We start from the raw sequence: 24,823 nt of genomic DNA on the forward strand, positions 1-24,823 counted from the left end.
GTTATCTCAACGCACGCTAACCGTTTGGGCCGGAGTCACGGCGCCATAATCATTGACCGTCTGGAACGTGACGTTGCCCTGAACGCCCGTTGGTAGCAGTACCTGCGCATCACTTTTCGGCGCGACCATCACGTTATCAACCTTCGTTTTCCCCACGTTGAGATTGACCAAGGTGACGTAATACGCTGACGGATTATTGATTTTCAGGTGGTTGCCGGTACGGGAAAATTTCAGCATCCCGGGCGCATCTTCCGGAATTTGCGGCAGATTATTCGGACGGACAAAAAGCTTGATGCGGGACAGAATCGCCAGTTGCAGAACGTTTTTACCCTCAAGGCTGTTTTTATTGACTGACGGAATGGCTTTCACATTCATCCAGAACAGCGATTCACGGTCTTTGGGCAGCGGAACACCTGCATAGATGATACGCAGCGTGTTTTCGCTTTTGGGTTCGCTGACGAACAGCGGAGGCGTAACCACAAACGATTTTTCTTTAACGCCTGCGCTATTCTCGATCCATGAATTGACCAGGTAACGTTCTTTGGTATCACTATTGCTAATAGACAGGGACGTTTGTTTGGCATCAGCTGGATAAATAACGCGGGTAGCGCCTAATGCAATACCGCCGGCAGCCTGAACACTGGCAGCAGAAAATAAGGCCAGTAAAAGGATAAAACCTGATTTTAGATAATTAAACATAGCTACAAATACCTTTGGTGTGATTATCGTTGGGAAATAAATCAGGGATAAACCAACGTAAACCACACGTCTGAACGAAGCGTTCCCGGCGTTATATTTTCCGAGACAGCCCGATAACGAGCAGTGAAATGAAACGTCATCTCTTGCGTTATAATCGGCGCATAATGAAGTGGCAGCGCATTCGGAATAATTTGCTGTTGACGCTCATCAAATAACGCCAGACCGATCCCCGAAGCCGCAGACGCATCACCACTAGCAAGAAAAACCTGCGGATCTTCTGCTGGTGTCACACCTGCAAACGCAATCCCTACGTGGTCATAAACATCGGAGCTGCATGACGTTAAGCGCAGTGAAAACGGCACGCTGGTAGAGGCAAAGCTTCCCGTCCCGGAGAAAGCATTAGTGCGATACTGCCCCATTTGCACCCGCAAATTTTGGCTGTCGGTAGCGACCGTACAGGCACCATTGACGAGCTGCCCCCGTAAGTGAAGGCGGCCACTTTCCAGTATTACCGTATGTGCAAACACAGGCAGTACGCACAGCATTCCCGCCAGCGCCACGCCTTTCCCTATCATCTGCCGCATCCTTCATCATCCCCGGAAATTGCCTCATCCAGTGAGGCGAACGTCATCCTTGCGCAAATCAGAACGGCTTATTCGTACTTCATAATGAACGTCGCGTCGGCATTTGCCTGACCCGGCGTAGCGCTGGTGGCTGTGGCTTTGTAACGCGCAGAGAAACGCAGGGTGTTGGTCCCTTCTACCAGCGCCTGAGCTGTAGAGAAGGTGGCTCCATCCGGCTTCAGCGCGGTGGACGTATTGTCCAGGATTTCAATCCCGACACCGCTGGCAGTAGTACCGTTATCTGCAGAAGTGACAGCCAGCAGGTTGTTGTTGGTAATATCGGATTGACCAGAGAAAGCCACGGCTGCGGTTGCGGCAACTTTCGGGTCACAGTCGTTTAGCACGATTGAGAACGGAATTTGCGCCGTTGTATCGCCAACTGCGGTAAAACTGGCGGTACGATACTGGCCTAAGGTGACAACCTGATCGGATGACTGAGTACTGACTGCACAGGCTGCATTGACCAGTTCACCTTCAAAATGCACAGTACCGCCGCTAACGCTTACCGGATCGGCTGCAACCGCTGCACCTGCAACTAACATCAGGCTGGCAATAACAGAAGAGGTCATTAATTTACGTTTCATGGATTTCCCTTGAAATACACACATCCGGCTCCGGCGTCCTGCGGGATCCGTTTGAATCATTATCGACATTAAATGTCAGGCTAATTATCTCTGCATCCTGTAAAGATATATATCGCAAGAGAATTAGCTAACCTTTTACCCCAACTCTCCTGAGTATTTGATTCACTAATTAATCTTCGCGAATATGACTATTCGTCACAGGGTTAAATTAAACATTTCAATTAATGAAAAATACCTGCAAATCCTTTTATTGACCCTGGCCAATTCTTATTGGGACCTAAGAAAAATCTGGGTGAATATTACTTAAATGCTCCCATAAAGGTACGTAACAGACTGGTTTATGGCGCATTACCCCTGAAAACACCAGGGTGATGAATTGTTTCATTCACGTTAATTTTAATTCGCATGCTCATTAATTACCCGGGGGACTTCAGCCTCTGTGCTGCTCCCATTCTCTGACCATGACACCCGTTATCGCACGTAAAAACGCAAACGAAAACTGACAGCACGCCCCGCTTCTGACAAAATAGTGACATCCCCTTCGGTTTAACGTAACAGACGGAATTCTCTCTCTGATGGCAGCAAAGATTATTGACGGTAAAACGATTGCGCAGCAGGTGCGCTCTGAGGTTGCTCAAAAAGTTCAGGCGCGTTTAGCGGCTGGATTACGCGCCCCAGGCCTGGCTGTTGTGCTGGTAGGTAGCAACCCGGCTTCGCAGATTTATGTTGCGAGTAAACGCAAAGCCTGTGACGAAGTGGGGTTTGTCTCCCGCTCCTATGACCTGCCTGAAACCACCAGCGAGGCGGAGCTTCTTGAGCTGATCGATACGCTCAATGCAGATACCACCATCGACGGTATCCTGGTACAACTGCCGTTGCCGGCGGGTATCGACAACGTGAAAGTGCTGGAACGTATTGCACCGGATAAAGACGTTGACGGTTTCCACCCGTATAACGTCGGTCGCCTGTGCCAGCGCGCGCCGCGTCTGCGCCCATGTACTCCGCGCGGTATCGTTACCCTGCTTGAGCGTTACAACATCGATACCTACGGTCTGAATGCCGTGGTCATTGGTGCCTCGAATATTGTCGGTCGCCCAATGAGTATGGAGCTACTGCTGGCGGGCTGCACCACCACCGTCACCCACCGATTCACTAGAGATCTGCGCCGCCACGTAGAAAATGCTGACCTGCTGATTGTTGCCGTCGGTAAACCGGGCTTTATTCCTGGTGAGTGGATCAAAGAAGGTGCAATTGTGATTGATGTCGGCATCAACCGTCTGGAGAATGGTAAGGTTGTTGGCGATGTGGTCTTTGACGATGCGGCCGCACGAGCGTCATATATCACGCCGGTCCCCGGCGGCGTAGGCCCAATGACGGTCGCCACACTTATCGAAAACACGCTGCAGGCGTGTGTTGAATATCATGATGTAAAGGACGTTTAAGATGGCCACATTTTCACTGGGTAAACACCCACACGTTGAACTCTGCGATTTGCTGAAGCTGGAAGGCTGGAGCGAAAGCGGCGCCCAGGCAAAAATTGCTATTGGTGAAGGGTTAGTGAAGGTCGATGGCGTTGTTGAAACGCGTAAACGCTGCAAAATCGTTGCCGGACAGACCGTCAGCTTTGAAGGCCACAGCATTAACGTCGTGGCGTGACCCTAAGTGCCGGATGAGGTTAACACCGTATCCGGCCACTTCCCCCTCTCGTTTTCAGATAATGACTTCATACCCACTTCACAGTGAACTGATAGCATGTTGTTTTTCCTCACGAAGCGATCATCATGCCCACTATCGTTACCCACGCGGCCGTTCCGCTCTGTTTAGGGTTAGGTCTCGGACTTAAAGTCATCCCCCCACGATTACTGTTTGCTGGCGTCGTTCTGGCCATGCTGCCAGATGCCGACGTGTTGTCAATTAAGTTCGGCGTCGCCTACGGCAATGTGTTTGGTCACCGGGGTTTTACCCACTCACTGCTGTTCGCCTTCGTGGTACCGCTGCTCTGCGTCTTGATTGGCCGACGATGGTTTAAGGCGGGATTGATTCGCTGCTGGCTATTCCTGACGGTTTCACTGCTGTCGCACAGTCTGCTGGATTCTGTCACCACCGGCGGCAAAGGCGTCGGCTGGCTGTGGCCGTGGTCGGATGAACGCTTTTTCGCGCCTTGGCAGGTGATTAAAGTCGCGCCGTTTGCGCTATCACGCTACGCCACGCCATACGGGCACCAGGTGATCATGTCGGAGTTGATGTGGGTATGGCTGCCGGGAATCGTAATGATGGGTGTGCTGTGGTGGTATCGGAAATATTAATCTGCCGGATGCGACGCGCTGCGTCTTATCCGGCCTACACGGCCCGGTAAGCGTAAGCGCCACCGGGCATTACAGAGTTACTTACGACGCCAGGTGGTACCCTGCGGGCCGTCTTCCAGCACGATGCCCATCTCGTTGAGACGGTCACGCGCGGCGTCAGCTGCCGCCCAGTCTTTCGCCTTACGGGCATCCAGACGCTGTTGGATTAACGCTTCAATTTCAGCAACTTCACCGTCATCCGCCTGCGCACCACTTTGCAGGAACGCTTCTGGATCCTGTTCCAGCAGGCCCAGTACGCTGGAAAGCTTACGCAGATGCGCAGACATGCCGTTAGCCGCCGCCATATCTTCACCCTTCAGACGGTTAACCTCACGTGCCATATCAAAAAGTACGGAGTAGGCTTCCGGGGTGTTGAAGTCATCGTCCATCGCTTCAATAAAGCGCGCTTCAAAGGCTTCGCCACCGGCTGGCGCAACGGATTTGTCGGTGCCACGCAGCGCGGTATACAGACGCTCCAGCGCAGAACGCGCCTGCTTGAGGTTCTCTTCGCTGTAGTTTAACTGGCTACGGTAATGACCGGACATCAGGAAGTAACGGATGGTTTCGGCATCGTAGTATTTCAGCACGTCACGAACGGTAAAGAAGTTGCCCAGCGATTTGGACATTTTCTCGCGGTCAACCATCACCATCCCTGAGTGCATCCAGTAATTAACGTACTCACCGTCATGCGCACAGGTGGACTGAGCGATTTCGTTTTCATGGTGCGGGAACATCAGGTCCGAACCGCCGCCGTGAATATCGAAATGGTTGCCCAACTGTTTGCAGTTCATCGCCGAACATTCGATGTGCCAGCCCGGACGGCCCGCGCCCCACGGAGACGGCCAGCTCGGCTCGCCTTCTTTGGACATTTTCCACAGCACGAAGTCCATCGGGTTGCGCTTCACATCAACCACGTCAACGCGCGCGCCTGCCTGCAGCTGATCCAGATCCTGGCGCGACAGCTGGCCGTAGTTCGGGTCAGTCGGCACGTCGAACATCACGTCGCCGTTATCAGCAACGTAAGCGTGACCTTTGGCAATCAGCTGTTCAGTGATTTCGATAATTTCAGCGATATGGTGCGTAGCACGCGGCTCCAGATCCGGGCGCAGAATATTCAGCGCATCGAAATCGCTGTGCATTTCCGCGATCATTCTGTCGACCAACGCCACAAAGCTTTCGCCGTTTTCATTCGCGCGCTTGATGATTTTGTCATCGATATCGGTAATGTTGCGCACATACTTCAGCTTATAGCCGAGGAAGCGCAGATAACGCGCAACGACGTCGAAAGAAACGAAGGTACGTCCGTGGCCAATATGACAGAGATCGTAAACGGTAATACCACACACGTACATGCCGACTTCCCCGGCATGAATAGGTTTGAATTCCTCTTTTTGGCGCGTCAGTGTATTAAAGATTTTTAACATCGAAGATTCCGTGTAGACGTGTGTGGATAGCAAAGTCTGTATAATACCCATAATTTAGACCGGAAGCAGCACACTTTGCGAGGTGATCGCAGCTTGCGGTTATGCTATAACACACCCCTAACTCTGACCCTTGACGGGGTCGAAGCACCAATCTATCGGAACAGGATGCAAAAATGGTTACTTTCCACACTAATCACGGCGATATCGTAATCAAAACGTTTGATGATAAAGCGCCTGAAACAGTTAAAAACTTCCTGGACTACTGCCGCGAAGGTTTTTACAACAACACCATTTTCCACCGTGTTATTAACGGTTTCATGATCCAGGGCGGCGGTTTCGAGCCAGGCATGAAGCAAAAAGCCACGAAAGAAGCGATCAAAAACGAAGCGAACAACGGTCTGAAAAATACCCGTGGTACGCTGGCGATGGCGCGTACTCAGGCTCCGCACTCCGCAACCGCACAGTTCTTCATCAACGTTGCAGACAACGACTTCCTGAACTTCTCCGGCGAAAGCATGCAGGGTTGGGGTTACTGCGTGTTCGCTGAAGTTGTTGAAGGTATGGACGTGGTTGATAAAATCAAAGGCGTTTCCACTGGTCGCAGCGGTATGCATCAGGATGTGCCAAAAGAAGACGTTATCATCGAAAACGTGACCGTCAGCGAGTAATCGTGGCGACACTGTTTATTGCAGATCTTCACCTCTGCACAGAAGAACCGGCGATCACCGCCGGTTTTCTGCGTTTTTTAGCCGGTGATGCGCGAAAGGCCGATGCGCTATACATTCTTGGCGACCTGTTTGAAGCCTGGATTGGCGACGACGATCCTAATCCGCTGCATCGTGAAATGGCCGCGGCGATAAAATCACTGACTGATTCCGGCGTTCCCTGCTTTTTTATTCACGGCAACCGTGATTTTCTGCTCGGTAAACGTTTTGCCCGTGCGAGCGGCATGATCTTGCTTCCCGAAGAAAAAGTGCTCAACCTGTATGGCCGCAAGGTGCTGATCATGCATGGCGACACCTTATGCACCGACGACGCAGGCTATCAGGCATTTCGCGCCAAAGTGCATCAACCCTGGTTACAGAAGCTGTTCCTCGCTCTGCCGCTGTTCGTTCGCCAGCGAATCGCTGCGAAAATGCGTGCCAACAGCAAAGCAGCCAACAACACCAAATCGCTGGAAATCATGGATGTGAATCAGCAGGCCGTGATTAGCGAGATGGAAAAACATCAGGTTCAGTGGTTAATTCACGGCCATACCCACCGCCCTGCCGTCCACGAACTTACGGCCAATGAGCAACCCGCTTTCCGCGTGGTTTTAGGCGCATGGCACACCGAAGGTTCGATGATCAAAGTCACCCCTGACGACGTTGAACTGATCGCCTTTCCGTTTTAATTCTGCAGATACCCAGTTCCTCTTTACACAAAACTATTCGAGTTGCATCGAGGCGGCAAATCTGTGAGTCCCCTGGAGCTTACAAAAGTAAGTGACTGGGGTGAGCAGATGCAGCCAACAAAGAGGCAGCTTGAAGAGTGAAGCGCAAAGCGCGCAATCGTTTTCCTTGGCGGTGAATTATGCTATTCTCTGTGGCCTCAAAAGTCGAGTGTAGTGCACCACAGGAGTTTTCAGACGCATGTCTTCCCGCAATAATCCGGCGCGTGTCGCCATCGTGATGGGGTCCAAAAGCGACTGGGCTACCATGCAGTTCGCCGCCGAAATCTTCGAAATCCTGGACGTTCCGCATCATGTTGAAGTCGTCTCCGCCCACCGCACCCCAGACAAACTGTTTAGCTTCGCCGAAAGCGCTGAAGAGAACGGTTATCAGGTGATTATTGCCGGGGCCGGTGGCGCAGCGCATTTGCCTGGCATGATTGCAGCGAAAACGCTGGTGCCAGTTTTGGGCGTTCCGGTGCAAAGCGCAGCGCTGAGCGGCGTAGATAGCCTCTACTCTATCGTTCAAATGCCGCGCGGTATTCCGGTCGGCACGCTGGCTATCGGCAAAGCGGGCGCGGCAAATGCGGCCCTGCTGGCAGCACAAATTCTGGCAACACACGACATAGCATTACACCAGCGTCTGAACGACTGGCGCAAAGCGCAAACCGATGAGGTGCTGGAGAACCCGGACCCGCGAGGTGTCGCATGAAGCAGGTCTGCGTACTTGGCAACGGACAGCTAGGGCGCATGCTGCGCCAGGCCGGTGAGCCACTGGGCATAGCGGTCTGGCCCGTCGGGCTGGACGCTGAACCGGCTGCGGTCCCTTTTCAGCAAAGCGTGATCACCGCTGAGATTGAGCGCTGGCCGGAAACGGCACTCACCCGCGAACTGGCACGCCACCCGGCGTTTGTTAACCGCGACGTCTTCCCGATTATTGCCGACCGTCTGACGCAAAAGCAGCTTTTTGACAAGCTCGGTCTGGCGACCGCGCCGTGGCAGTTGCTGGCAGATAAAAGCGAATGGTCTGCGGTATTCGACAAACTTGGCGAGCTGGCGATCGTGAAACGTCGCGTCGGCGGCTACGATGGACGTGGACAGTGGCGCTTGCGCGCAAATGAAACTGAGCAACTGCCGGACGACTGCTACGGCGAGTGCATCGTCGAGCGGGGAATCAACTTCTCCGGTGAGGTCTCCCTGGTTGGCGCTCGTGCGCACGACGGCAGCACCGTTTTCTATCCGCTGACCCATAACCTCCATCAGGACGGTATTCTGCGCACCAGCGTGGTATTCCCGCAGGCTAACGCCAGACAGCAGGAACAGGCTGAAGCAATGCTCTCTGCCATCATGCAGGAGCTGGGCTATGTCGGCGTGATGGCGATGGAGTGTTTCATCACCCCGGAAGGTCTGCTGATTAACGAACTGGCTCCGCGCGTGCACAACAGTGGCCACTGGACGCAAAACGGCGCCAGCATCAGCCAGTTTGAGTTGCATCTACGTGCCATTACCAACCTGCCATTACCGACGCCGGTGGTGAACCACCCTTCGGTGATGGTAAACCTGATTGGTAGCGACCTGAACTACGACTGGCTGAAGCTGCCGCTGGTGCATCTGCACTGGTATGACAAAGAGGTGCGTGAAGGGCGTAAGGTGGGTCACCTGAACCTGAGCGACAGCGATACCGCGCGCCTTAGCGCGACGCTGGAAGCGCTTATCCCCCTGCTGCCGCCGGAATATGCCAGCGGTATTATCTGGGCGCAGTCAAAGCTGAAATAAGAAAATAGGGGCGTGCATATAAACGCCCCCTTTTTTTACAGACGGATACAGGTTCCGGCTTTGCCCGCCAGCGTATCTTCAATGCGTGACAGCGCGCCAATCCATGCTGGTTTTCCCCGTCGTTTCACGTATCCGCTTACGGCTGTGACCTTAGGCCCCATCGAACCATCAGCTTTAGCAAACGGCGCCAGCTCATCAGGAGAGGCCTGACGGATCGCGCGTTGCTCCGGCGTCCCCCAGTTTTCATAGACCGCATCGGCATCGGTCAGAATGACCAGACCATCGGCATCGATCTGTTCAGCCAGCAACGCCGCCGCCAGGTCCTTATCAATGACCGCTTCAGACCCTAATCCTTCGCCAGTGACGGGCACGCCGCCGCCCCCGCTACAAATCACCACATGCCCTTCTTTGAGTAAGAGCTTAATAGCATCGCTTTCTACGATCTGGCGAGGTTCTGGCGAAGCGACAACACGCCGCAGGTATTTGCCGTCACGCTTCATATGCCAACCGTATGTCGCTTCCAGTTGCGTTTGTTCTTCGGGCGAATACACCGGGCCGATAAATTTTTCAGGTGCCATAAATGCAGGATCGTCCTCGGATACCACAATCCGCGTTAACACCGTGGTCACTGGCGGCATCTCCGGTTCTGCGGTCAGGCTCTGTGCCAACATATAACCAATCATGCCCTGCGTCTCGGCCACCAGCACATCTAACGGATAAGGCTCGACCTCCTTCCAGGCAAGGTTCTGTAACGACAGCAAGCCAACCTGCGGTCCGTTGCCATGTACGATAGCCAGGCGATACGAGCGCGCCAGACGCGCCAGAGCGGGTACGGCGCTGGCAATATTACGATATTGATTTTCTGCCGTTAGCGCCTCACCGCGCTGCAATAATGCGTTGCCACCAAGAGCAACAACCAGCGTTTTCATTCCCTATCCTTCTATGATTTGTTGTCCAAGCCAGAACCCCAACAAGGTGTCTGCGCCGGAGGTATGCCCAAGCGCCAACAGCGAATTTATCGCCGCATCCAGCCTTTCCTGGCGGCGCAGAGCATGGGTGAAGTGGAGTAAAGGTGAAGCGAAGTACCCTAGCGCCGCATAGCGCAAGTAGCTCACGCTAACCACGGTCGTCGCTTGTTCAAGGTTGCCGGAATAATCAAAGAAACGGTGACCGGAATCCTTATTCAACGCACCAAAATACCAGGCGGCCAACAGCATGCCAGTCAACGTGTCATCATGGCTGGGCGTTAAACCAGGCCCCTTGCCCAACCACTGCCGCCAGTCTGTCGACAAACCGGCAAGCGCCGAGAAGAAGCAGTGGCGGAACTGACGCAGCTCGGGACACAAAGGCAGGCTTGTGGCCAGCATTAACGGTCCGAATAATCCCGTTTCCTCGCCGCGCTCCATCCAGCCCGGTGCAAGGCGCGCGGCATGAGGACGATAGGTTATTTGCAATGAACAGCAGCGCTGAGGTTGACGTAAAAGATACGGTCCCAACACAATCCCCTCGGGGACAGCCAGAGGGGTTTCACTACCACTTAACGACGTACGCAGCGCATCAAAGTCATGAGCGCGGATCACCCATCCCCCTGGGCTAAAGCCGCTTCCCTGGCGGTGCAGCGTTAACAGTGCGCCCCCTTCGGCTACAAGGTTAATCGAGCGTCGCCAGACACCAGACAATTGCCATGACTGGCGAAAATCCGCAGACTGCTGGCTGCCCATTAGAGGATGGATGATCATCATGCGCACCTCTTTTAGCTAATGCCCATGCTTTCCGCCAGCGCTTCCAGCGCCAGCTCAAAGCAAGCGAGCGGCGCACGGACTGTACCTGCACCGATCTGGCCAATACCGGCCTCTTTATGGGCAATACCAGTATTGATCAGCGGCGTGATCCCCGTTTCGACCACGCGACGGATATCGAGTCCCAGACAGGCCCCCTGGAAATCCCAGCCGGGGATCTGTAGCTGCATATTGCGCTCCAGATAGATTTCCGCCATCTCTTCGGAGACGGATTTTGCGGCTTCCATTCCTCCGGCACCGACAAAACGCGTTACGCCAGGCGCGGCAATCATCGCCGCACCGCCAATACCAAAGGTTTCAGTGATGGCGCTATCACCCATATCCGGGTTAGCCTGTTCCTGCGAAAAACCGGTAAAGAACAGTCCCTGCGGGGTGTTAACAGGCGCGGTAAACCAGCGATCGCCAAGTCCGCTCACGCGAATACCGAACATGTCGCCATTACGGGTCATTGCCGTCACAATACTGCCAGAACGCACCTGCGCCCCGGCGTCCATTGCCGCTTTGCAGTAAGCCATCGCCAGGTTGAGGAAGAACTGGTCGGTTACACTCAGGAAATCCATCACCTCAGCAATCTGCTGCTTATCATGTTCCAGACGGGCAATTTGTGGTGCCAGCGTACGCATCAACAGGGCTGAAGAGGCAATATTGCGCTGATGGAACTCATCGCCCATCGTAATGCCCTGTGCCATCATGGCGGTCAGGTCAATACCTTGCTCCAGAGTGCCCAGCGCTGCGCTTAAGACCGGCATCAGAACATCACGCATCCAACGTAAACGCTGCTGGACATCCTCACCGTACGCGCCAAAGCGCATCACTTTGCCAATACCTTCGTTGAGATTGCAGTAAGCCCTGTTCCCTTCGGTGATATTTTCCACCACCAGCATCGGCATGCTGGCAGAGGTGATTCCGCCCATTGGGCCCACGGCATTAACATGATGGCAAGGTACAAAATTGACTTTTCCCTGCTCCAGTAAAGCCAGCGCGCCTATTTCATCATTGGCCCATCCTTCAAACAGGCATGCACCAATGCAGGCCCCTTTCATCGGGCCGGTCATCTCTTGCCAACGCATTGGCGGTCCTGCATGAAGCAGTGTTTTCCCCTCATTGAGTTCGCTGATTAACGAGGACGCGGGTTGCACATCCAGCCAGTGTGGACGCGCACGACGAATTTGTTCGATTACTGCAGCATTGGCTTGCGCCACTGATGTAAACATTGGAACCCCTTATTGCAAACGTTCTAATAAACGAGCCAGTTTTTTATTACCGCCAGCGACAGGCGCCCACTGGTAATGCACCACAGGCTTTTCTGCCGCCTGTAAATCCAGTGCAAAACTGCGTAACCCGGCATTAATAACCGCCACTTTTTCCAGTAGCGCAGGTGCGGATTGATGAGATAACGATTGAACTGGTCGAATCAGTTCAGCGGCAAGTAGTGTTGCCTCAGGCAGTGAATTCACCACGGCGATACCGGCATCTTCCAGCGTGGCAATTTGCAGTGAACGGCACTGCGGATCGCGCTCGGTGCCGGTGACCGTCGCAATGGCAAACAGCGGTTGCTCGCTAGCTCGCGCAGCACATGCTTTCTGCCAGGCCTGGGCCAGTGATGCAGCCGGGTCGGCTGTCGCACCGTAGCCAATCACAACATCCACCAGCAGCACCCTCACCTGCGGCTGCGAACCCAGATCTGTAATAAGCTGATTACGTAATGCGGGATCGATCATCGGATGCGGACGCCCGACAGTGTAAAAATCATCACCCAGATCGATAATCTGATGCCCGGCGGCATCCAGCATCATCCCGTGGTGGTGTTCCGCATCCGCCGGGACATTCAGGTGACCGGCCAGCAACCCCGCCGCTTCAGCAGCCAGCGTACCTCCGGTATACAGCCCCCTGATTACGCCATCTCCTGTAGCGAAAAGCGCACTGCGTCGCGCAGTCACTCGCGCCAGTAAACAGGCAAGACGGGCTGCATCATCCAGCGTCGCTGCAAACCAGACGTTCTCGTCTCTGGCAACCGCAGAGGTATAACCTAAAAACAGCGCTACAACAGGTTTTCCCGTAGCTTTCATCGCAGTAACAATACGCTGACGAACAGCTTCTGCCGGTGGTTTTGACACAAAAGCCAGCACCTGACTTTTGTCATCTGCCCCAAGCATCTCCAGTGCGGTAAGTGCACTAATCCCGCCCACCTCGGCGCTCAGATCGCGCCCCCCCAAGCCAATAGCATGAGTAATACCTTCATCGGCCAACGCAATTTGCGAACAGAGTTCCTGGATTCCTGTACCGGAGGCACCAATTACACCGATATTACCTTCCGGCATCACGTTGGCAAAAGCCAGCGGCGTACCGGCGATCATGGCAGTTCCACAATCCGGCCCCATCACCAGAAGACCTTTATCTTGTGCGCGACGCTTCAGTTTAATTTCATCTTCCAGCGTGACGTTGTCGGAGAACATCATGACGTTCAGGTTGCGATCCAGTGCCTGGTTCGCCAGTTCCGCCGCATATTCGCCAGCAACAGAAATTAATGTCATATTCGCTTCAGGCAGTTTCTGACACGCGCTTTCCCAGCGTCTGACCTGCAGGAGCGCTTGACTCCCCCCGGTGGCCTGCGCCAACTGCTGCAACGACTCATCCAGTTGCTGCGAAATAGCCTGGGTAATACTTTGATCGGCAGTTTCAGTTCGGATCGCCACGCAAATATCATTCGGCGTCGCCTGATTAAAATCGTCATGCCAGAACCCGGTCGTTTCCAACAACGATTTATTCGCTGGCGTTCCCATCATGACCGATACATCATCTACATTTTCGGACTCACTCAGCTTGCGTGAAATAATCATTAAACTGACAGAGTCCTGAAAACACCCTTTTTTAATAAAGGCGTGAATCATAACAACCCCTTAATAATTGCACCCATGGCAATTGCACGAGTAGTGTTAATGTGTCGCTCAAGGTATATATCCGGCATCACAAATAGAGTGACTAATATCACATACAATTTATTAGCAAAAGAATTTTAATAACCACCAGAGGATTACATGTTATTTTCTAACGGCAATATTTATTTAAAAAGAAATGGCAAATCGGCTCTGATTATCAAATAAATTCTAACTATATTTTTTTGCGTATCTGGATCACATAATCTGTTTATATTCCCGGTATGTTAACGGCAGTCATGCTTCACACCGTCGTTAAAAAGGAAGACAGATGAAAATCAGTCGGGAAACACTCCACCAGCTTATCGAGAATAAGCTTTGCAAGGCCGGACTAAAACGTGAGCACGCCGCAACGGTTGCTGAGGTATTGGTTTATGCCGATGCCAGAGGCATTCACTCTCATGGCGCCGTACGCGTTGAATACTATGCCGAGCGCATTTCAAAAGGCGGTACCAACCGCGAACCCACATTTCGTTTTGAAGATACCGGTCCCTGCACAGCAATTTTGCATGCCGATAACGCCGCCGGGCAAGTCGCTGCAAAGATGGGTATGGAGCATGCAATTGAAATTGCTAAAAAAAATGGTGTCGCCGTTGTCGGAATTAGCCGAATGGGACACAGCGGAGCCATTTCCTACTTCGTGCAACAAGCCGCCCATGCTGGACTTATCGGCCTCTCCGTTTGCCAGTCCGACCCGATGGTTGTACCTTTCGGCGGCGCGGATATTTACTACGGAACCAACCCATTAGCCTTCGCGGCACCTGGAGAAGGTGACGATGTCATGACATTTGATATGGCCACAACGGTGCAAGCCTGGGGTAAAGTTCTCGATGCCCGCTCGCGTAACGAACCGATTCCCGATACCTGGGCTGTCGATAAAAACGGTGCGCCGACGTCCGACCCTTTTGCTGTCAATGCATTGCTACCTGCTGCTGGGCCAAAAGGCTATGGTCTGATGATGATGATCGATGTGCTATCCGGCATTCTGCTGGGATTACCATTTGGTCGTCAGGTCAGTTCCATGTATGAAGATTTGCATGCGGGGCGTAATTTAGGCCAACTGCATTTGGTTATTAATCCCGAGTTTTTCTCCTCCAGCCAATTATTTCGTCAGCATCTCAGCCAAACCATGCAAGAGTTAAATGCCGTTACGCCTGCACCTGGTTTTAAACAAGTTTATTACCCTGGACAAGATCAAGATATTAATCAACGCAATGCTGCGGCCCATGGTATCGACATCGTTGACGATATCTATCAATACCTGATTTCCGATGCCCTTTATTTGAAGTCATACGAAACCAAAAATCCCTTTGCGCAATAATTATTGAAACAGGAATTTCATATGATCAACCATTTTCGTCACGCAATAGAAGAAACCCTCCCCTGGCTCTCTTCCTTTGGCGCAGATCCTACAGGTGGGATGACACGCTTGCTGTACTCGCCAGAATGGCTTGAAACACAACAGCAATTCAAAAAACGGATGGACGCCAGCGGTCTGGAAACGCGTTTTGATGAAGTGGGCAATTTATACGGTCGCCTGCGCGGGAGCGAATCCCCGGAACAGGTAATTTTAAGTGGCTCGCACATTGATACCGTCGTCAACGGCGGCAATCTTGACGGCCAGTTTGGCGCACTGGCTGCGTGGCTAGCGATTGACTGGCTTAAGACCACCTACGGCGCGCCGCTGAAAACGGTCGAAGTAGTTTCTATGGCAGAAGAAGAAGGCAGTCGATTCCCGTATGTCTTCTGGGGCAGTAAGAACATCTTTGGGCTGGCAAATCCCGATGACGTTCGCAACATCCAGGATGCCAAAGGCACACGTTTTGTTGATGCGATGAACGCCTGCGGCTTTACGCTCCCCGCAGAACCACTTCACGCTCGCACTGACATCAAAGCCTTTGTTGAATTGCACATCGAGCAAGGGTGCGTGCTTGAAAGCAATGGTCAGTCCATCGGCGTTGTCAGCGCGATTGTCGGGCAGCGCCGCTATACGGTAACGCTGAACGGCGAATCCAACCATGCGGGGACAACGCCGCTGAGCTACCGTCGCGACACCGTTTACGCCTTCAGCCGTATCTGTAGCCAGTCGATTGAGAAAGCCAAAAAACATGGCGATCCTCTGGTACTAACCTTTGGCAAAGTTGAGCCGCAGCCAAACACCGTCAACGTGGTGCCAGGAAAAACGACTTTCACGATCGATTGCCGTCATACCGACGCCGAAGTGCTGCGTGATTTTACTCAGCAACTGGAAAATGACATGCGCGCCATCTGCGATGAAATGGATATCGGCATTGATATCGATTTGTGGATGGACGAAACGCCGGTCCCGATGGACACAAAACTGGTCGCCACTCTGACTGAGCTGTGTGAAAAGGAACAGCTGAACTACCGGGTGATGCACAGTGGTGCGGGCCACGATGCGCAAATTTTCGCTCCCCGTGTGCCGACCTGCATGATTTTCATGCCCAGCATTAACGGTATCAGCCACAACCCCGCTGAACGAACAAATATTAACGACCTTGCCGAAGGGGTCAAAACTCTGGCATTAATGCTTCATCAACTTGCCTGGCAGAAATAAGGAGTCAACAATGGGATATCTGAATAACGTCACGGGTTACCGCGATGATTTACTGGCTAACCGCGCAATTGTAAAACACGGCAACTTCGCCCTCTTAACCCCCGATGGACTGGTTAAAAATATCATTCCGGGTTTTGAAAACTGTGACGTCACCATCCTGTCAACGCCAAAACTGGGCGCATCGTTTGTTGATTATCTGGTGACGTTGCACCAGAACGGTGGCAACCAGAGTGGTTTCGGTGGTGAAGGCATTGAAACGTTCGTTTATGTTATTTCCGGAAAAATTGAGGCAAAAGCAGAGGGTAAAACGTTCGCTTTAACTCAGGGTGGATACCTTTATTGCCCGCCTGGCGAGCTGCTCACCTTTAGCAATGCCCAAACAGAAGACAGCCAGCTGTTTTTATATAAACGTCGTTATACACCAGTAGCAGGTCATTCGCCGTGGCTGGTTTCCGGTAACGCCAACCAGTTAGAACGTATTCATTATGAAGGCATGGATGACGTGATCCTGCTGGATTTCCTGCCTAAAGAATTGGGCTTCGATATGAATATGCACATTCTGTCGTTCGAGCCGGGCGCCAGCCACGGTTATATCGAAACGCACGTACAGGAACACGGTGCCTATATTCTCTCAGGCCTGGGGGTTTATAACCTCGACAATCAGTGGATACCTGTGAAAAAAGGCGACTACATCTTTATGGGCGCTTATTCCCTGCAGGCCGGATACGGCGTGGGTCGTGGTGAAGCATTTAGCTATATCTATTCTAAAGATTGCAACCGGGATGTTGAGATCTAACGGCGTACAGCCCGCCTGATAATTTTTTATTTAGCTATGTTGGGTTTTGCCACGGTTAATACCGTGGCTTTTTTTATGCTTAACGCTGATTCACAACCTGGCCCAGTTTCATTGCACAGGCGATATTACGCGCACAGTGATAGAGATTGGTTTCGCCGCTAGCCAGCACTTCGGCTAACGGAGCGAGGCGCGGCAAAATACTGAATACCGCATCAATACCGTGATCGTGAACCACCTCCACGCCTTCCCCCAGCACCCCAGCGATACCAATAACGGGAACGTTATGCTGCATGGCCACCGACGCTACACCAATGGGCGCTTTACCGCCGACCGTTTGTGAATCAATACGCCCTTCGCCGGTGATAACCAGCGCCGCGTCTTTGATGGATTGCTCCAGCTGTACTGCCTGCAACACAATCTCAATACCTGGCTTCATGCTGGCCTGCAGGAAGATAACCGCTGCAATCCCCAGTCCACCGGCCGCCCCACCGCCCGCAACCTGAGCAACGTCCTCACCGGTCAGTGTTTGCAGCACACGGGCATAGTTGAGTAACCCTTCTTCCAGTATCTCAACCATCTCAGGCGTCGCCCCTTTCTGCGGTCCGAATACCCTTGCGGCACCGCGCGGGCCAACCAACGGGTTATCCACATCACAGGCAACGTCAATGCGACATGCTTTCATTCGCGGATCGCACTGTTGCAGGTCGATGCTCGCCAGACGAGACAAGCTACCGCCTCCTGCATTTAATGACACGCCCTGTGCATCAAGAAAACGCACGCCAAGCGCCTGAGCCATCCCCATACCACCATCAACCGTGGCACTCCCGCCAATACCAAGAATAATATGACGAATACCTGCATCCAGCGCATGCCGAATCAGCTCACCGGTACCGTAACTTGAGGCCAGGAGAGGATTACGCGCCTGCGGTTCGACCAACATCAGCCCACTCGCCGCCGCCATTTCAATAATTGCGGTCTTTCCGTCACCAGTCAGGCCATAAAACCCCATGACCTTTTCCCCCATCGGCCCGCAGACTTCCACAGAGATAACTTTTCCCCCTGTTGCCGCCACCATTGCATCCACGGTTCCTTCTCCACCGTCAGCAACCGGCAAACAAATATATTCTGCATCAGGGAATATGGCTGAAAATCCGGCTTTAATTGCCTGGCAGCATTGGTCGGCGCTTAAGCTCTCTTTAAATGAATCTGGCGCAATTACAATTTTCATCATCAATCCTTTTCATCGTGTTATTTAATGCGTTCCCATGGAATGAGATTTTCCATAAGCACTGCCAGTAAAATCCCCACCAGCAAACCATTGCTCAGTAATGGCCGAATAGTCAGCGGAAGATCTTGTAAATAAACCGGAGGCAGCCCCATCAAAAAAATGCCGACAAACAGCGGGAGCGCCAGTCGATAAATATTTCGCGCGGTAAATGTGATTTGCTGGCTAAATACCAGACCGGAATAAAGCAACGGAAGATAAGAAACCAGCATCACAGCGCTGCTGATCGCCAGTGGAATCGCGCAAAATAAGCGGGTTAGCGGCGTTACTATCGCCACGAATAAACATAATACGCTGCCGCAAATAAATGATTTTCGCGAGCTGTCACCTGTCTGTGTTAACAGGCCGATAGAAGAGACAAAAGGTGAAAATGGAATCACCGCAAAAGGTACTGTCACCAGCGTAATAAAGCCGGAAATGATAAAACTGCGACGATAACGCGAGCTGCTGGAGCCTTGCTGCGCATAAAAAACATCTGTGCCGCGCACCGCTCCATAGGTATTACTGATATTCACCAGACCGGTGATAACCGCAGTCAGAATAATACCTGGTAACAGTCTGCCATGGCTGCCTAACGGGAACCACTGCCAGCTTAATTCGCTGGACGGCAGGGATGTCGATGGAAAGCACAATCGCCAAAGCCCCCACCCTACGACTGCGCCCACCAACAGGGCATAGCGTGAGATCCGCTGCGGTAAAAAGATAATCATCGCAAGGATGAAGCACATCACGGCAACTGCCAGGCTAAAGGGAGCCAGTTGAATTTTGACGCTGGTATCAGCAATGCCAAAGGGTAAACCCAGCATGCCTTTAAAAAAGATGGTGGTCAGCTGCGCGCCGAGCAGCAGCATAAAAAAGACCATAACCGTCGGGGTAAAAAGCCGGGCTAATCGATGCCCTAAGCCACTAAAGCCGATAATCATCGTCAGAACAGCGGAAATCACAATTCCAACGGCCAGACTGGTGGCGATATCATTGAGCGGGGTTCCTCGTGACGCCTCAGCCAGAGTAATCGTCAGAATGGTTCCCCACCATAAACCGGTTGGTCCTTCCATAATGGCACGGCGATGGCCACAAATTACCTGGGCAAGACAGGCCAGCGACGTCGTTAAAAAAGCGTACTGCGTAAGCATTAGCAGATTGTTCGCGGGGAGATGAAAAGCAGAAACCAGCGTTGGCGGGACCACGACCGTATTACAAAAAATAAAGAAAAACCACTGAAAGCCGGATAACAAACTTTCTCGGTTAATAACAGGAAGCATATTCATACCTTAAAATAGAGAATGCCCGCCAGCATGACGGGCATTAATTCACATCACATTATTGTTGATGTTTAAGGATAAATTGACCTTTTGGCGATACCGGGAAACCCTGCTCGATGTCATAAATAACATCACCACGCAGAATGGTTTTCGTAATGCGCGCGCCAATTGTACGGCCAACATACGGGCTGACTTTATGGCGATATTCCAGATCTTCATTTTTCAGAACGTATTTGCTGTCCGGCTGAATAAAGACGAAGTCAGCATCTTTACCCGGGGCGATACGTCCTTTCTGCTTCAGACCAAAAATATCTGCAGCATTGGTTGCCATCAATTTTGCAAACAGCGGCAGTGACATACCGCGTTTTTGCACGGCTTCATCAAACATAACGTCCATGCAGCTTTGCAGTCCGGCAATGCCGCCCCACGCCTGCATGATATTTCCGGCCTTCATTTCTGGAGGACATGGAGAGTGGTCGGATACCAGGCAGTCAATCTCACCGTTAAACAATTTTTCCCACATACCCTGCTGGTTCTGCTGATCGCGGATCGGCGGAGAGCATTTTGCCAGGGTACCAATCTCTTCAAACTGATCGGTATCCAGCACGAAATAATGTGGACAAGATTCGCAGGTCACATCCTGACCTTCCTGACGGGCGCGGGTCACTTCTTCTACACCTTCCGGGCTGCTGATGTGGCAGACATGCAGGCGACAACCGGCGACTTTTGCCAGATACAACACGCGACGAATAGCTTCCACCTCGGTAAATACCGGGCGTGAGGCCACATAATCATGCGCCGTCACACGGCCTTCGCGTTTAGCTTCCTCACCAAGCTCATCGCAGATAAGCGCATTTTCACAATGCACCAGTACAGTTTGGTCCATTTCTGCCAACTTCTGTGCGCCTTTGTAAAACTGCCAGTCGTTAACATCACGGAAATCATTATCGATACCGCGGTCACCGCAGGTGGCAACAAAGCATTTGAAGCCGACGACACCGACCTCATCCAGCTCGTGCAGGCGATCGAGGTTGTAAGAGACCAGACCGCCAAGCTGCGCGGCATCGATGGTCAACTTGCCTTTAGCCGCATCAAATTTCAGTTCGATGGTTTCACGATCCACCGTCGCTGGCAGCTGGTTGAGAGGCATTTCGATCATCGTGGTGATACCGCCTTTTGCCGCGGCACGCGTTCCGGTCTCATAGCCTTCCCAATGCGTACGGCCCGGCTCAGAGATATGGGTATGCGCATCAACCATGCCCGGTGAAACCACCAGACCCGTCGCATCCATGACCTGCTTTGCCTCACCCAGATTCTCGCCAATGGCGGCGATTTGTCCTGCCTGTACGGCAATATCAACAATACGAGCTTCATTTTCTAAAATAACAGTACCGTTCTTAATAATTAAATCAAAAGACATAACAAACTCCTTGTATGGATACAGATAGTTTTTATAAATAACGCACTTTTAATAAAATGCGCTTACTGATTTCATCACATCTGGCCTGTAACTTTTTGTACGCCGGCTGGCTGCGCACCCGTTCTTTTTTTCAGTAAGGCATATGCCACGAAAGCGACAATAACCCCAACAAACCACGACACTCGCTATAAAGGCTCAAGGAATGGAATAAACTTGCCACCCAGTGAAAGAATTACGGCAACTAACGTTACGGAGAATGCAGTCAGGTTAAACCCGTTATCATAATATTGGTAATCACCGCTCGCGGTATATAATTCATCAAGATTGATTTGGCCACGCATAACCACAAAGTAGTGGGCTAACATAACTCCAATAACAGGACCAAGCATCCCACCAATGATATCCAGAAACAGATAAATACTGTTCTGATTTTCCATTAACTTCCACGGACAAATTAGCAAACTAATAATACTGGCAATCAACACCCCATTCTTATATGTTAATTTAGTGGGTGCAATGGCGGCAATCTGATAACCGGCTGGGATAATATTCCCTGTGGCATTTGTCGAGATTGTCGTCATCAGAATAACAAGCACCGCGAAGAATGAGGCGAACAGACTGTCCCAACGCTGTACAATATCCAGCACATTCCAGGTATCCATTCCGTAATGAATACTAGCACCGGCTATAATGCACACGCTGGCAACAGCAAATAATACATATGCGACTATAAGTCCTAGTGTTTGACCCAACGCCTGTTCACGGAATGAATGGGCGTTTTGCGTGAAGTCGGATGCACTTACTGCCGGAGCAGCCCATACAGCAACGACTGCGTTGATGACGACAAGGAACAAGAATCCGCTGTTCCCCGCTTTTTGCACCCCGCTGGGAATGTAGTCGAGAATCGGTCCAATCCCTACCAACGATATCGCCCAAATGGCCATCCCGCCAAATACAATATAAATACAGGGATTGAGGATTGCGGTGAATTTATTTAATACTTTACCACCACCAAAACCAATACCGACGTTGATAAGCCAAAAAATAAGAAATGTGATTAACCCCGGCAGAGACAACCCTAGTAATGTAAAGTCACCACCCAACGTTAAAAAACCTGGCCATATTTTGCCAATGAGAATAAGAAATGCCAGCGATCCGGCATAGCATTGCAGACCGAACCACATAATTGCTGCAATCCCTCCTCTCAATAGTCCCGGGAAGAGTGCTCCACGTACGCCATACGATCCACGGAGAATCATTGCAAAAGGTACGCCATATTTGCTTCCGGCGGCACCGTTCATTACCATGACTAACGCAATAAACAATGCACTAATAATAATAGCCAGCATAATACTGAATGTGGAAAGTCCAAGAATAAAGAACCCTCCAACCATAACGTAATTAGGTACGTTATGCACAGAACCCATCCATAAAGTAAAATAGTTGAATGTTTTCCAGTTTCTTTGTGCTACCGTTTTTGGTAATAAGTCGTCACTATAACCACGTTGTTGGTATAGATCTCTTTGATGTTCCATAAATCCCTCTTGTCACGTATCGGATAACGTTGTAATGGGTTTAGCTATGCGGAACAAAAACAATAAAGAAAATAATACAACTAATTTTTATTATATTTTAAGCTGAAGCAATAATAGGTGTTGCTTTCTTTTTATATAGCGCAACGCCAGCAAAAATAAGCGTTCCGGTAACAACCAGACAAGCGGAGATGACAAAGCTTATCTCTTTTGAGCCCGTTAAATCAGAAATAAATCCGGTTAATGTTGGTGCGATAACCGCTGAACTCATACCAAAAAAGTTAAACAGGCTGAATGCTCTGCCCAGCGTTTTCGACGATGCCTGCTCAGAGACAAAGGAGATCAGAATCGGATCCACCGCCATTTTGCCGAGTAAACCGTACAGAGTCAGGCTGACCATCAGCATAGTGGTATTTGGTGATAACACTGTAAATACCAGCATGGCTGCGGCCATAATTTCCAGTCCAAGAATAACTTTGACTTTGCTGTTGCGAAACTTATCGGACAGATGGCTAAAGAACAATGCGCCAGGGACACCCACTACAGCAACCAGCGCCGAGGCCACTCCAATTGCACCACCGTCAAATCCTCTTTCAGTTTGCAGATAAGACGGAAGCCAGGTCACGATCAGGTAATAACCATAGCAAGTGCAGAAATAGAGGAAGTACACGCTGCACAACAGACCCGAAAACAGCGGCGGATTCTTCTCTTCAGTCGTCGTTACCGTCTGCGCTTTCTGATCTGACGCAGTGGTTTCGCTTTTTGCCTTGCCACGGATAACCAGTGTAAATACGCATAGCATCACAACCAGCACAGCGGCAACAAGGAACAGAACGTTTTGCCAGGCCATACTCATGCTTTTTACCAGCACGCTGGAACCAATTAAACCTATCCCCATCCCAATCGCTGAGCCGCTATTAATAATAGCGTTTGCCAGTGCACGACGAGCCTGCGGGACATTTGCCGAAGAAAGTGAATACGCTGAACTAAAGAAAGAGGCACAGCCCGCTCCAGCCATCAGCGAACCAGCATAGATCATCGCCAGTCCTGTGGCTTTCGCGATACAAAGCGTGCCAATAATAAAGAGCGTAAACCCACACATCAGCATAATTTTCTGGCCGAGCTTATCGACCAAAATTCCGCAGGGAATCTGCATGCTGCAATAGGCGAAGAAATAAAAGCTGGCAATGGCGCCAATTTCAGCATTGCTGACATTACCCAGGGATGCCTGAATCTCAGGATAAATTGGAGTCAATACGGTGCGATAAATCCATATCGCAACCCAACCCAGACTCATTACGACGACGATCTTCTTCCAGTATTCAATACCGGATTTATTCTTTTCACTCATGACATGCACCTTTCCAAAGTGTGCCTTATTAAAATGTATCGCTGCAAAGATCACAGCGATACTAACGATCATGACAATTTGTGGTTTGCCATTAATTCCAGAGCCTGAACCATTGCCGAGTGATCCAACTGGCTACCACCATTCGCTGCACAGGTGTTAAATAATTCCTGACAGGTTGCCGTATTAGGTAAATTCAGTGAAAGCGCCTTTGCACTTTGCAATGCCAGATTGAGATCTTTTTGATGCAGTGCGATTTTGAAGCCGGGGTCAAAGGTGCGTTTAATCATGCGCTCACCATGAACTTCCAGAATACGAGAAGAGGCAAACCCACCCATTAGGGCCTGGCGCACGCGAACCGGATCTGCCCCCGCTTTTGAGGCAAATACCAGCGCTTCAGAAACAGCTTCAATATTTAAGGCAACGATAATTTGGTTAGCCACTTTGCAGGTTTGGCCATCACCATTACCACCTACCAGAGTGATATTCTTACCCAGAATATCAAACAGCGGTTTGACCCGTTCAAATACCTCTGGCTCACCGCCAACCATAATAGACAAGGTACCTTCGCGAGCGCCAATTTCCCCACCAGAGACTGGCGCATCCAGATAGTCACCGCCCAGTTCATTAACCTGCTTAGCAAAACGTTTGGTTTCGATAGGAGAAATAGAACTCATATCGACAATTGTTTTTCCCTGCAATGAGGTTTTAGCGCAGCCGTGCTCGCCAAAAAGCACTTCTTCGACCTGCGGCGTGTCCGGAACCATTATGAAGATAATATCTGCAAAATCAGTTACCTGACGTGCATTTTCAACATTTACCGCGCCTAATGACAGCAGTTCTTCCGCTACTGGACCAATGGTCGTCACATGTAGCTGATGTCCGGCGCGAGCCAGATTAATCGCCATTGGCGATCCCATAATACCCAGGCCAATAAATCCCAGTTTCATTTTTAACCTCTTATATATCTGCCGGTTTTCCCGAATT

At 51.3% G+C, this 24,823-nt stretch carries 23 protein-coding genes and 1 pseudogene; 10 read left to right on the plus strand and 14 right to left on the minus strand.

The window, feature by feature from the left end; all coding sequences use genetic code 11:
* Positions 1–6: 6 nt before the first annotated feature.
* From fimC to fimA, 3 genes are all read right to left on the minus strand, one after another.
* Positions 7–699 (minus strand): type 1 fimbria chaperone FimC, encoded by a 693-nt coding sequence (gene fimC, locus GHC22_RS17160; RefSeq protein WP_008784004.1) that lies wholly within the window; start codon positions 697–699, stop codon positions 7–9.
* A gap of 41 nt (positions 700–740) precedes the next feature.
* A complete protein-coding gene (fimI, locus tag GHC22_RS17165) occupies positions 741–1,274 on the minus strand; it encodes a type 1 fimbrial protein subunit FimI (RefSeq protein WP_048214759.1) in 534 nt (177 codons plus the stop codon).
* 77 nt (positions 1,275–1,351) lie between these two features.
* Positions 1,352–1,906, minus strand: a complete 555-nt coding sequence (gene fimA, locus GHC22_RS17170; protein ID WP_032934356.1) for a type 1 fimbrial major subunit FimA — start codon at positions 1,904–1,906, stop codon at positions 1,352–1,354.
* A 575-nt stretch (positions 1,907–2,481) separates the two neighbouring features.
* Here fimA and folD point away from each other — a divergent pair.
* From folD to GHC22_RS17185, 3 genes are all read left to right on the plus strand, one after another.
* Complete coding sequence (gene folD / locus GHC22_RS17175) at positions 2,482–3,348, plus strand: bifunctional methylenetetrahydrofolate dehydrogenase/methenyltetrahydrofolate cyclohydrolase FolD (protein ID WP_153753614.1); 867 nt, start codon at positions 2,482–2,484, stop codon at positions 3,346–3,348.
* 1 nt (position 3,349) lies between these two features.
* The gene (gene ybcJ / locus GHC22_RS17180; RefSeq protein WP_003831111.1) at positions 3,350–3,562 is read left to right on the plus strand and encodes a ribosome-associated protein YbcJ; all 213 of its coding nucleotides are present in this window, start codon (positions 3,350–3,352) and stop codon (positions 3,560–3,562) included.
* Between the two features lie 125 nt (positions 3,563–3,687).
* Entirely contained in the window at positions 3,688–4,212 is a 525-nt protein-coding gene (locus tag GHC22_RS17185) for a metal-dependent hydrolase (protein ID WP_153753615.1), read from the plus strand.
* Between the two features lie 77 nt (positions 4,213–4,289).
* Here GHC22_RS17185 and cysS read toward each other — a convergent pair whose 3' ends face one another.
* The gene (gene cysS / locus GHC22_RS17190; protein ID WP_153753617.1) at positions 4,290–5,675 is read right to left on the minus strand and encodes a cysteine--tRNA ligase; all 1,386 of its coding nucleotides are present in this window, start codon (positions 5,673–5,675) and stop codon (positions 4,290–4,292) included.
* Positions 5,676–5,848: 173 nt separating this feature from the next.
* Here cysS and ppiB point away from each other — a divergent pair, with 173 nt between their 5' ends.
* The 4 genes from ppiB (at position 5,849) to purK (ending at position 8,880) form a co-directional block, all read left to right on the plus strand.
* Positions 5,849–6,343 (plus strand): peptidylprolyl isomerase B, encoded by a 495-nt coding sequence (ppiB, locus tag GHC22_RS17195; protein ID WP_003021875.1) that lies wholly within the window; start codon positions 5,849–5,851, stop codon positions 6,341–6,343.
* Positions 6,344–6,345: 2 nt separating this feature from the next.
* Positions 6,346–7,068 carry a UDP-2,3-diacylglucosamine diphosphatase gene (gene lpxH, locus GHC22_RS17200; RefSeq protein WP_153753619.1) on the plus strand — a complete coding sequence of 241 codons (723 nt, stop codon included), beginning with the start codon at positions 6,346–6,348 and terminating at the stop codon, positions 7,066–7,068.
* A gap of 238 nt (positions 7,069–7,306) precedes the next feature.
* Positions 7,307–7,816 (plus strand): 5-(carboxyamino)imidazole ribonucleotide mutase, encoded by a 510-nt coding sequence (purE, locus tag GHC22_RS17205; protein WP_153753620.1) that lies wholly within the window; start codon positions 7,307–7,309, stop codon positions 7,814–7,816.
* Positions 7,813–8,880, plus strand: coding sequence for a 5-(carboxyamino)imidazole ribonucleotide synthase (gene purK / locus GHC22_RS17210; protein WP_008783999.1), 1,068 nt, complete (start codon positions 7,813–7,815; stop codon positions 8,878–8,880). Before purE ends, purK begins: the two co-directional genes overlap by 4 nt.
* Positions 8,881–8,915: 35 nt before the next feature.
* Here the strand turns inward: purK and GHC22_RS17215 are convergent, their stop codons facing one another.
* Genes GHC22_RS17215 through GHC22_RS17230 form a run of 4 tightly spaced genes read right to left on the minus strand, consistent with a single transcriptional unit; the run spans position 8,916 to position 13,570 of the window.
* Positions 8,916–9,809, minus strand: coding sequence for a carbamate kinase (locus GHC22_RS17215; RefSeq protein ID WP_126955892.1), 894 nt, complete (start codon positions 9,807–9,809; stop codon positions 8,916–8,918).
* A 3-nt stretch (positions 9,810–9,812) separates the two neighbouring features.
* The gene (locus GHC22_RS17220) at positions 9,813–10,622 is read right to left on the minus strand and encodes a DUF2877 domain-containing protein (RefSeq protein ID WP_153753622.1); all 810 of its coding nucleotides are present in this window, start codon (positions 10,620–10,622) and stop codon (positions 9,813–9,815) included.
* Between the two features lie 11 nt (positions 10,623–10,633).
* Positions 10,634–11,893, minus strand: coding sequence for a DUF1116 domain-containing protein (locus GHC22_RS17225; RefSeq protein ID WP_071692488.1), 1,260 nt, complete (start codon positions 11,891–11,893; stop codon positions 10,634–10,636).
* A gap of 9 nt (positions 11,894–11,902) precedes the next feature.
* Positions 11,903–13,570: an acyl-CoA synthetase FdrA gene (locus GHC22_RS17230; RefSeq protein WP_153753624.1), complete on the minus strand. Its 1,668-nt coding sequence runs from the start codon at positions 13,568–13,570 to the stop codon at positions 11,903–11,905.
* Positions 13,571–13,886: 316 nt separating this feature from the next.
* Between GHC22_RS17230 and allD the strand changes: the two genes are divergently transcribed.
* From allD to allE, 3 genes are read left to right on the plus strand one after another with little or no spacing between them, the layout of a single operon-like run.
* The gene (gene allD / locus GHC22_RS17235) at positions 13,887–14,936 is read left to right on the plus strand and encodes an ureidoglycolate dehydrogenase (protein WP_137377115.1); all 1,050 of its coding nucleotides are present in this window, start codon (positions 13,887–13,889) and stop codon (positions 14,934–14,936) included.
* A 21-nt stretch (positions 14,937–14,957) separates the two neighbouring features.
* On the plus strand, positions 14,958–16,193 hold the full coding sequence (gene allC / locus GHC22_RS17240; protein WP_128317151.1) for an allantoate deiminase: 1,236 nt from the start codon (positions 14,958–14,960) through the stop codon (positions 16,191–16,193).
* Between the two features lie 10 nt (positions 16,194–16,203).
* Positions 16,204–16,989, plus strand: coding sequence for a (S)-ureidoglycine aminohydrolase (gene allE / locus GHC22_RS17245; protein ID WP_153753626.1), 786 nt, complete (start codon positions 16,204–16,206; stop codon positions 16,987–16,989).
* 79 nt (positions 16,990–17,068) lie between these two features.
* Here allE and glxK read toward each other — a convergent pair whose 3' ends face one another.
* From glxK to glxR, 6 genes and pseudogenes are all read right to left on the minus strand, one after another.
* The gene (glxK, locus tag GHC22_RS17250) at positions 17,069–18,217 is read right to left on the minus strand and encodes a glycerate 3-kinase (protein WP_153753995.1); all 1,149 of its coding nucleotides are present in this window, start codon (positions 18,215–18,217) and stop codon (positions 17,069–17,071) included.
* A gap of 20 nt (positions 18,218–18,237) precedes the next feature.
* Positions 18,238–19,536 (minus strand): uracil/xanthine transporter, encoded by a 1,299-nt coding sequence (locus GHC22_RS17255; RefSeq protein WP_153753628.1) that lies wholly within the window; start codon positions 19,534–19,536, stop codon positions 18,238–18,240.
* A gap of 58 nt (positions 19,537–19,594) precedes the next feature.
* A complete protein-coding gene (allB, locus tag GHC22_RS17260; RefSeq protein WP_153753630.1) occupies positions 19,595–20,956 on the minus strand; it encodes an allantoinase AllB in 1,362 nt (453 codons plus the stop codon).
* A gap of 74 nt (positions 20,957–21,030) precedes the next feature.
* A pseudogene (locus GHC22_RS17265) lies at positions 21,031–22,491 on the minus strand (putative allantoin permease).
* Between the two features lie 97 nt (positions 22,492–22,588).
* Positions 22,589–23,839 carry an MFS transporter gene (locus tag GHC22_RS17270; protein WP_153753632.1) on the minus strand — a complete coding sequence of 417 codons (1,251 nt, stop codon included), beginning with the start codon at positions 23,837–23,839 and terminating at the stop codon, positions 22,589–22,591.
* Between the two features lie 68 nt (positions 23,840–23,907).
* Positions 23,908–24,786, minus strand: coding sequence for a 2-hydroxy-3-oxopropionate reductase (gene glxR, locus GHC22_RS17275; protein ID WP_137377108.1), 879 nt, complete (start codon positions 24,784–24,786; stop codon positions 23,908–23,910).
* Positions 24,787–24,823: the final 37 nt, after the last annotated feature.

The organism is Citrobacter sp. H12-3-2 (assembly GCF_009649895.1).
GTDB lineage: Bacteria > Pseudomonadota > Gammaproteobacteria > Enterobacterales > Enterobacteriaceae > Citrobacter > Citrobacter portucalensis.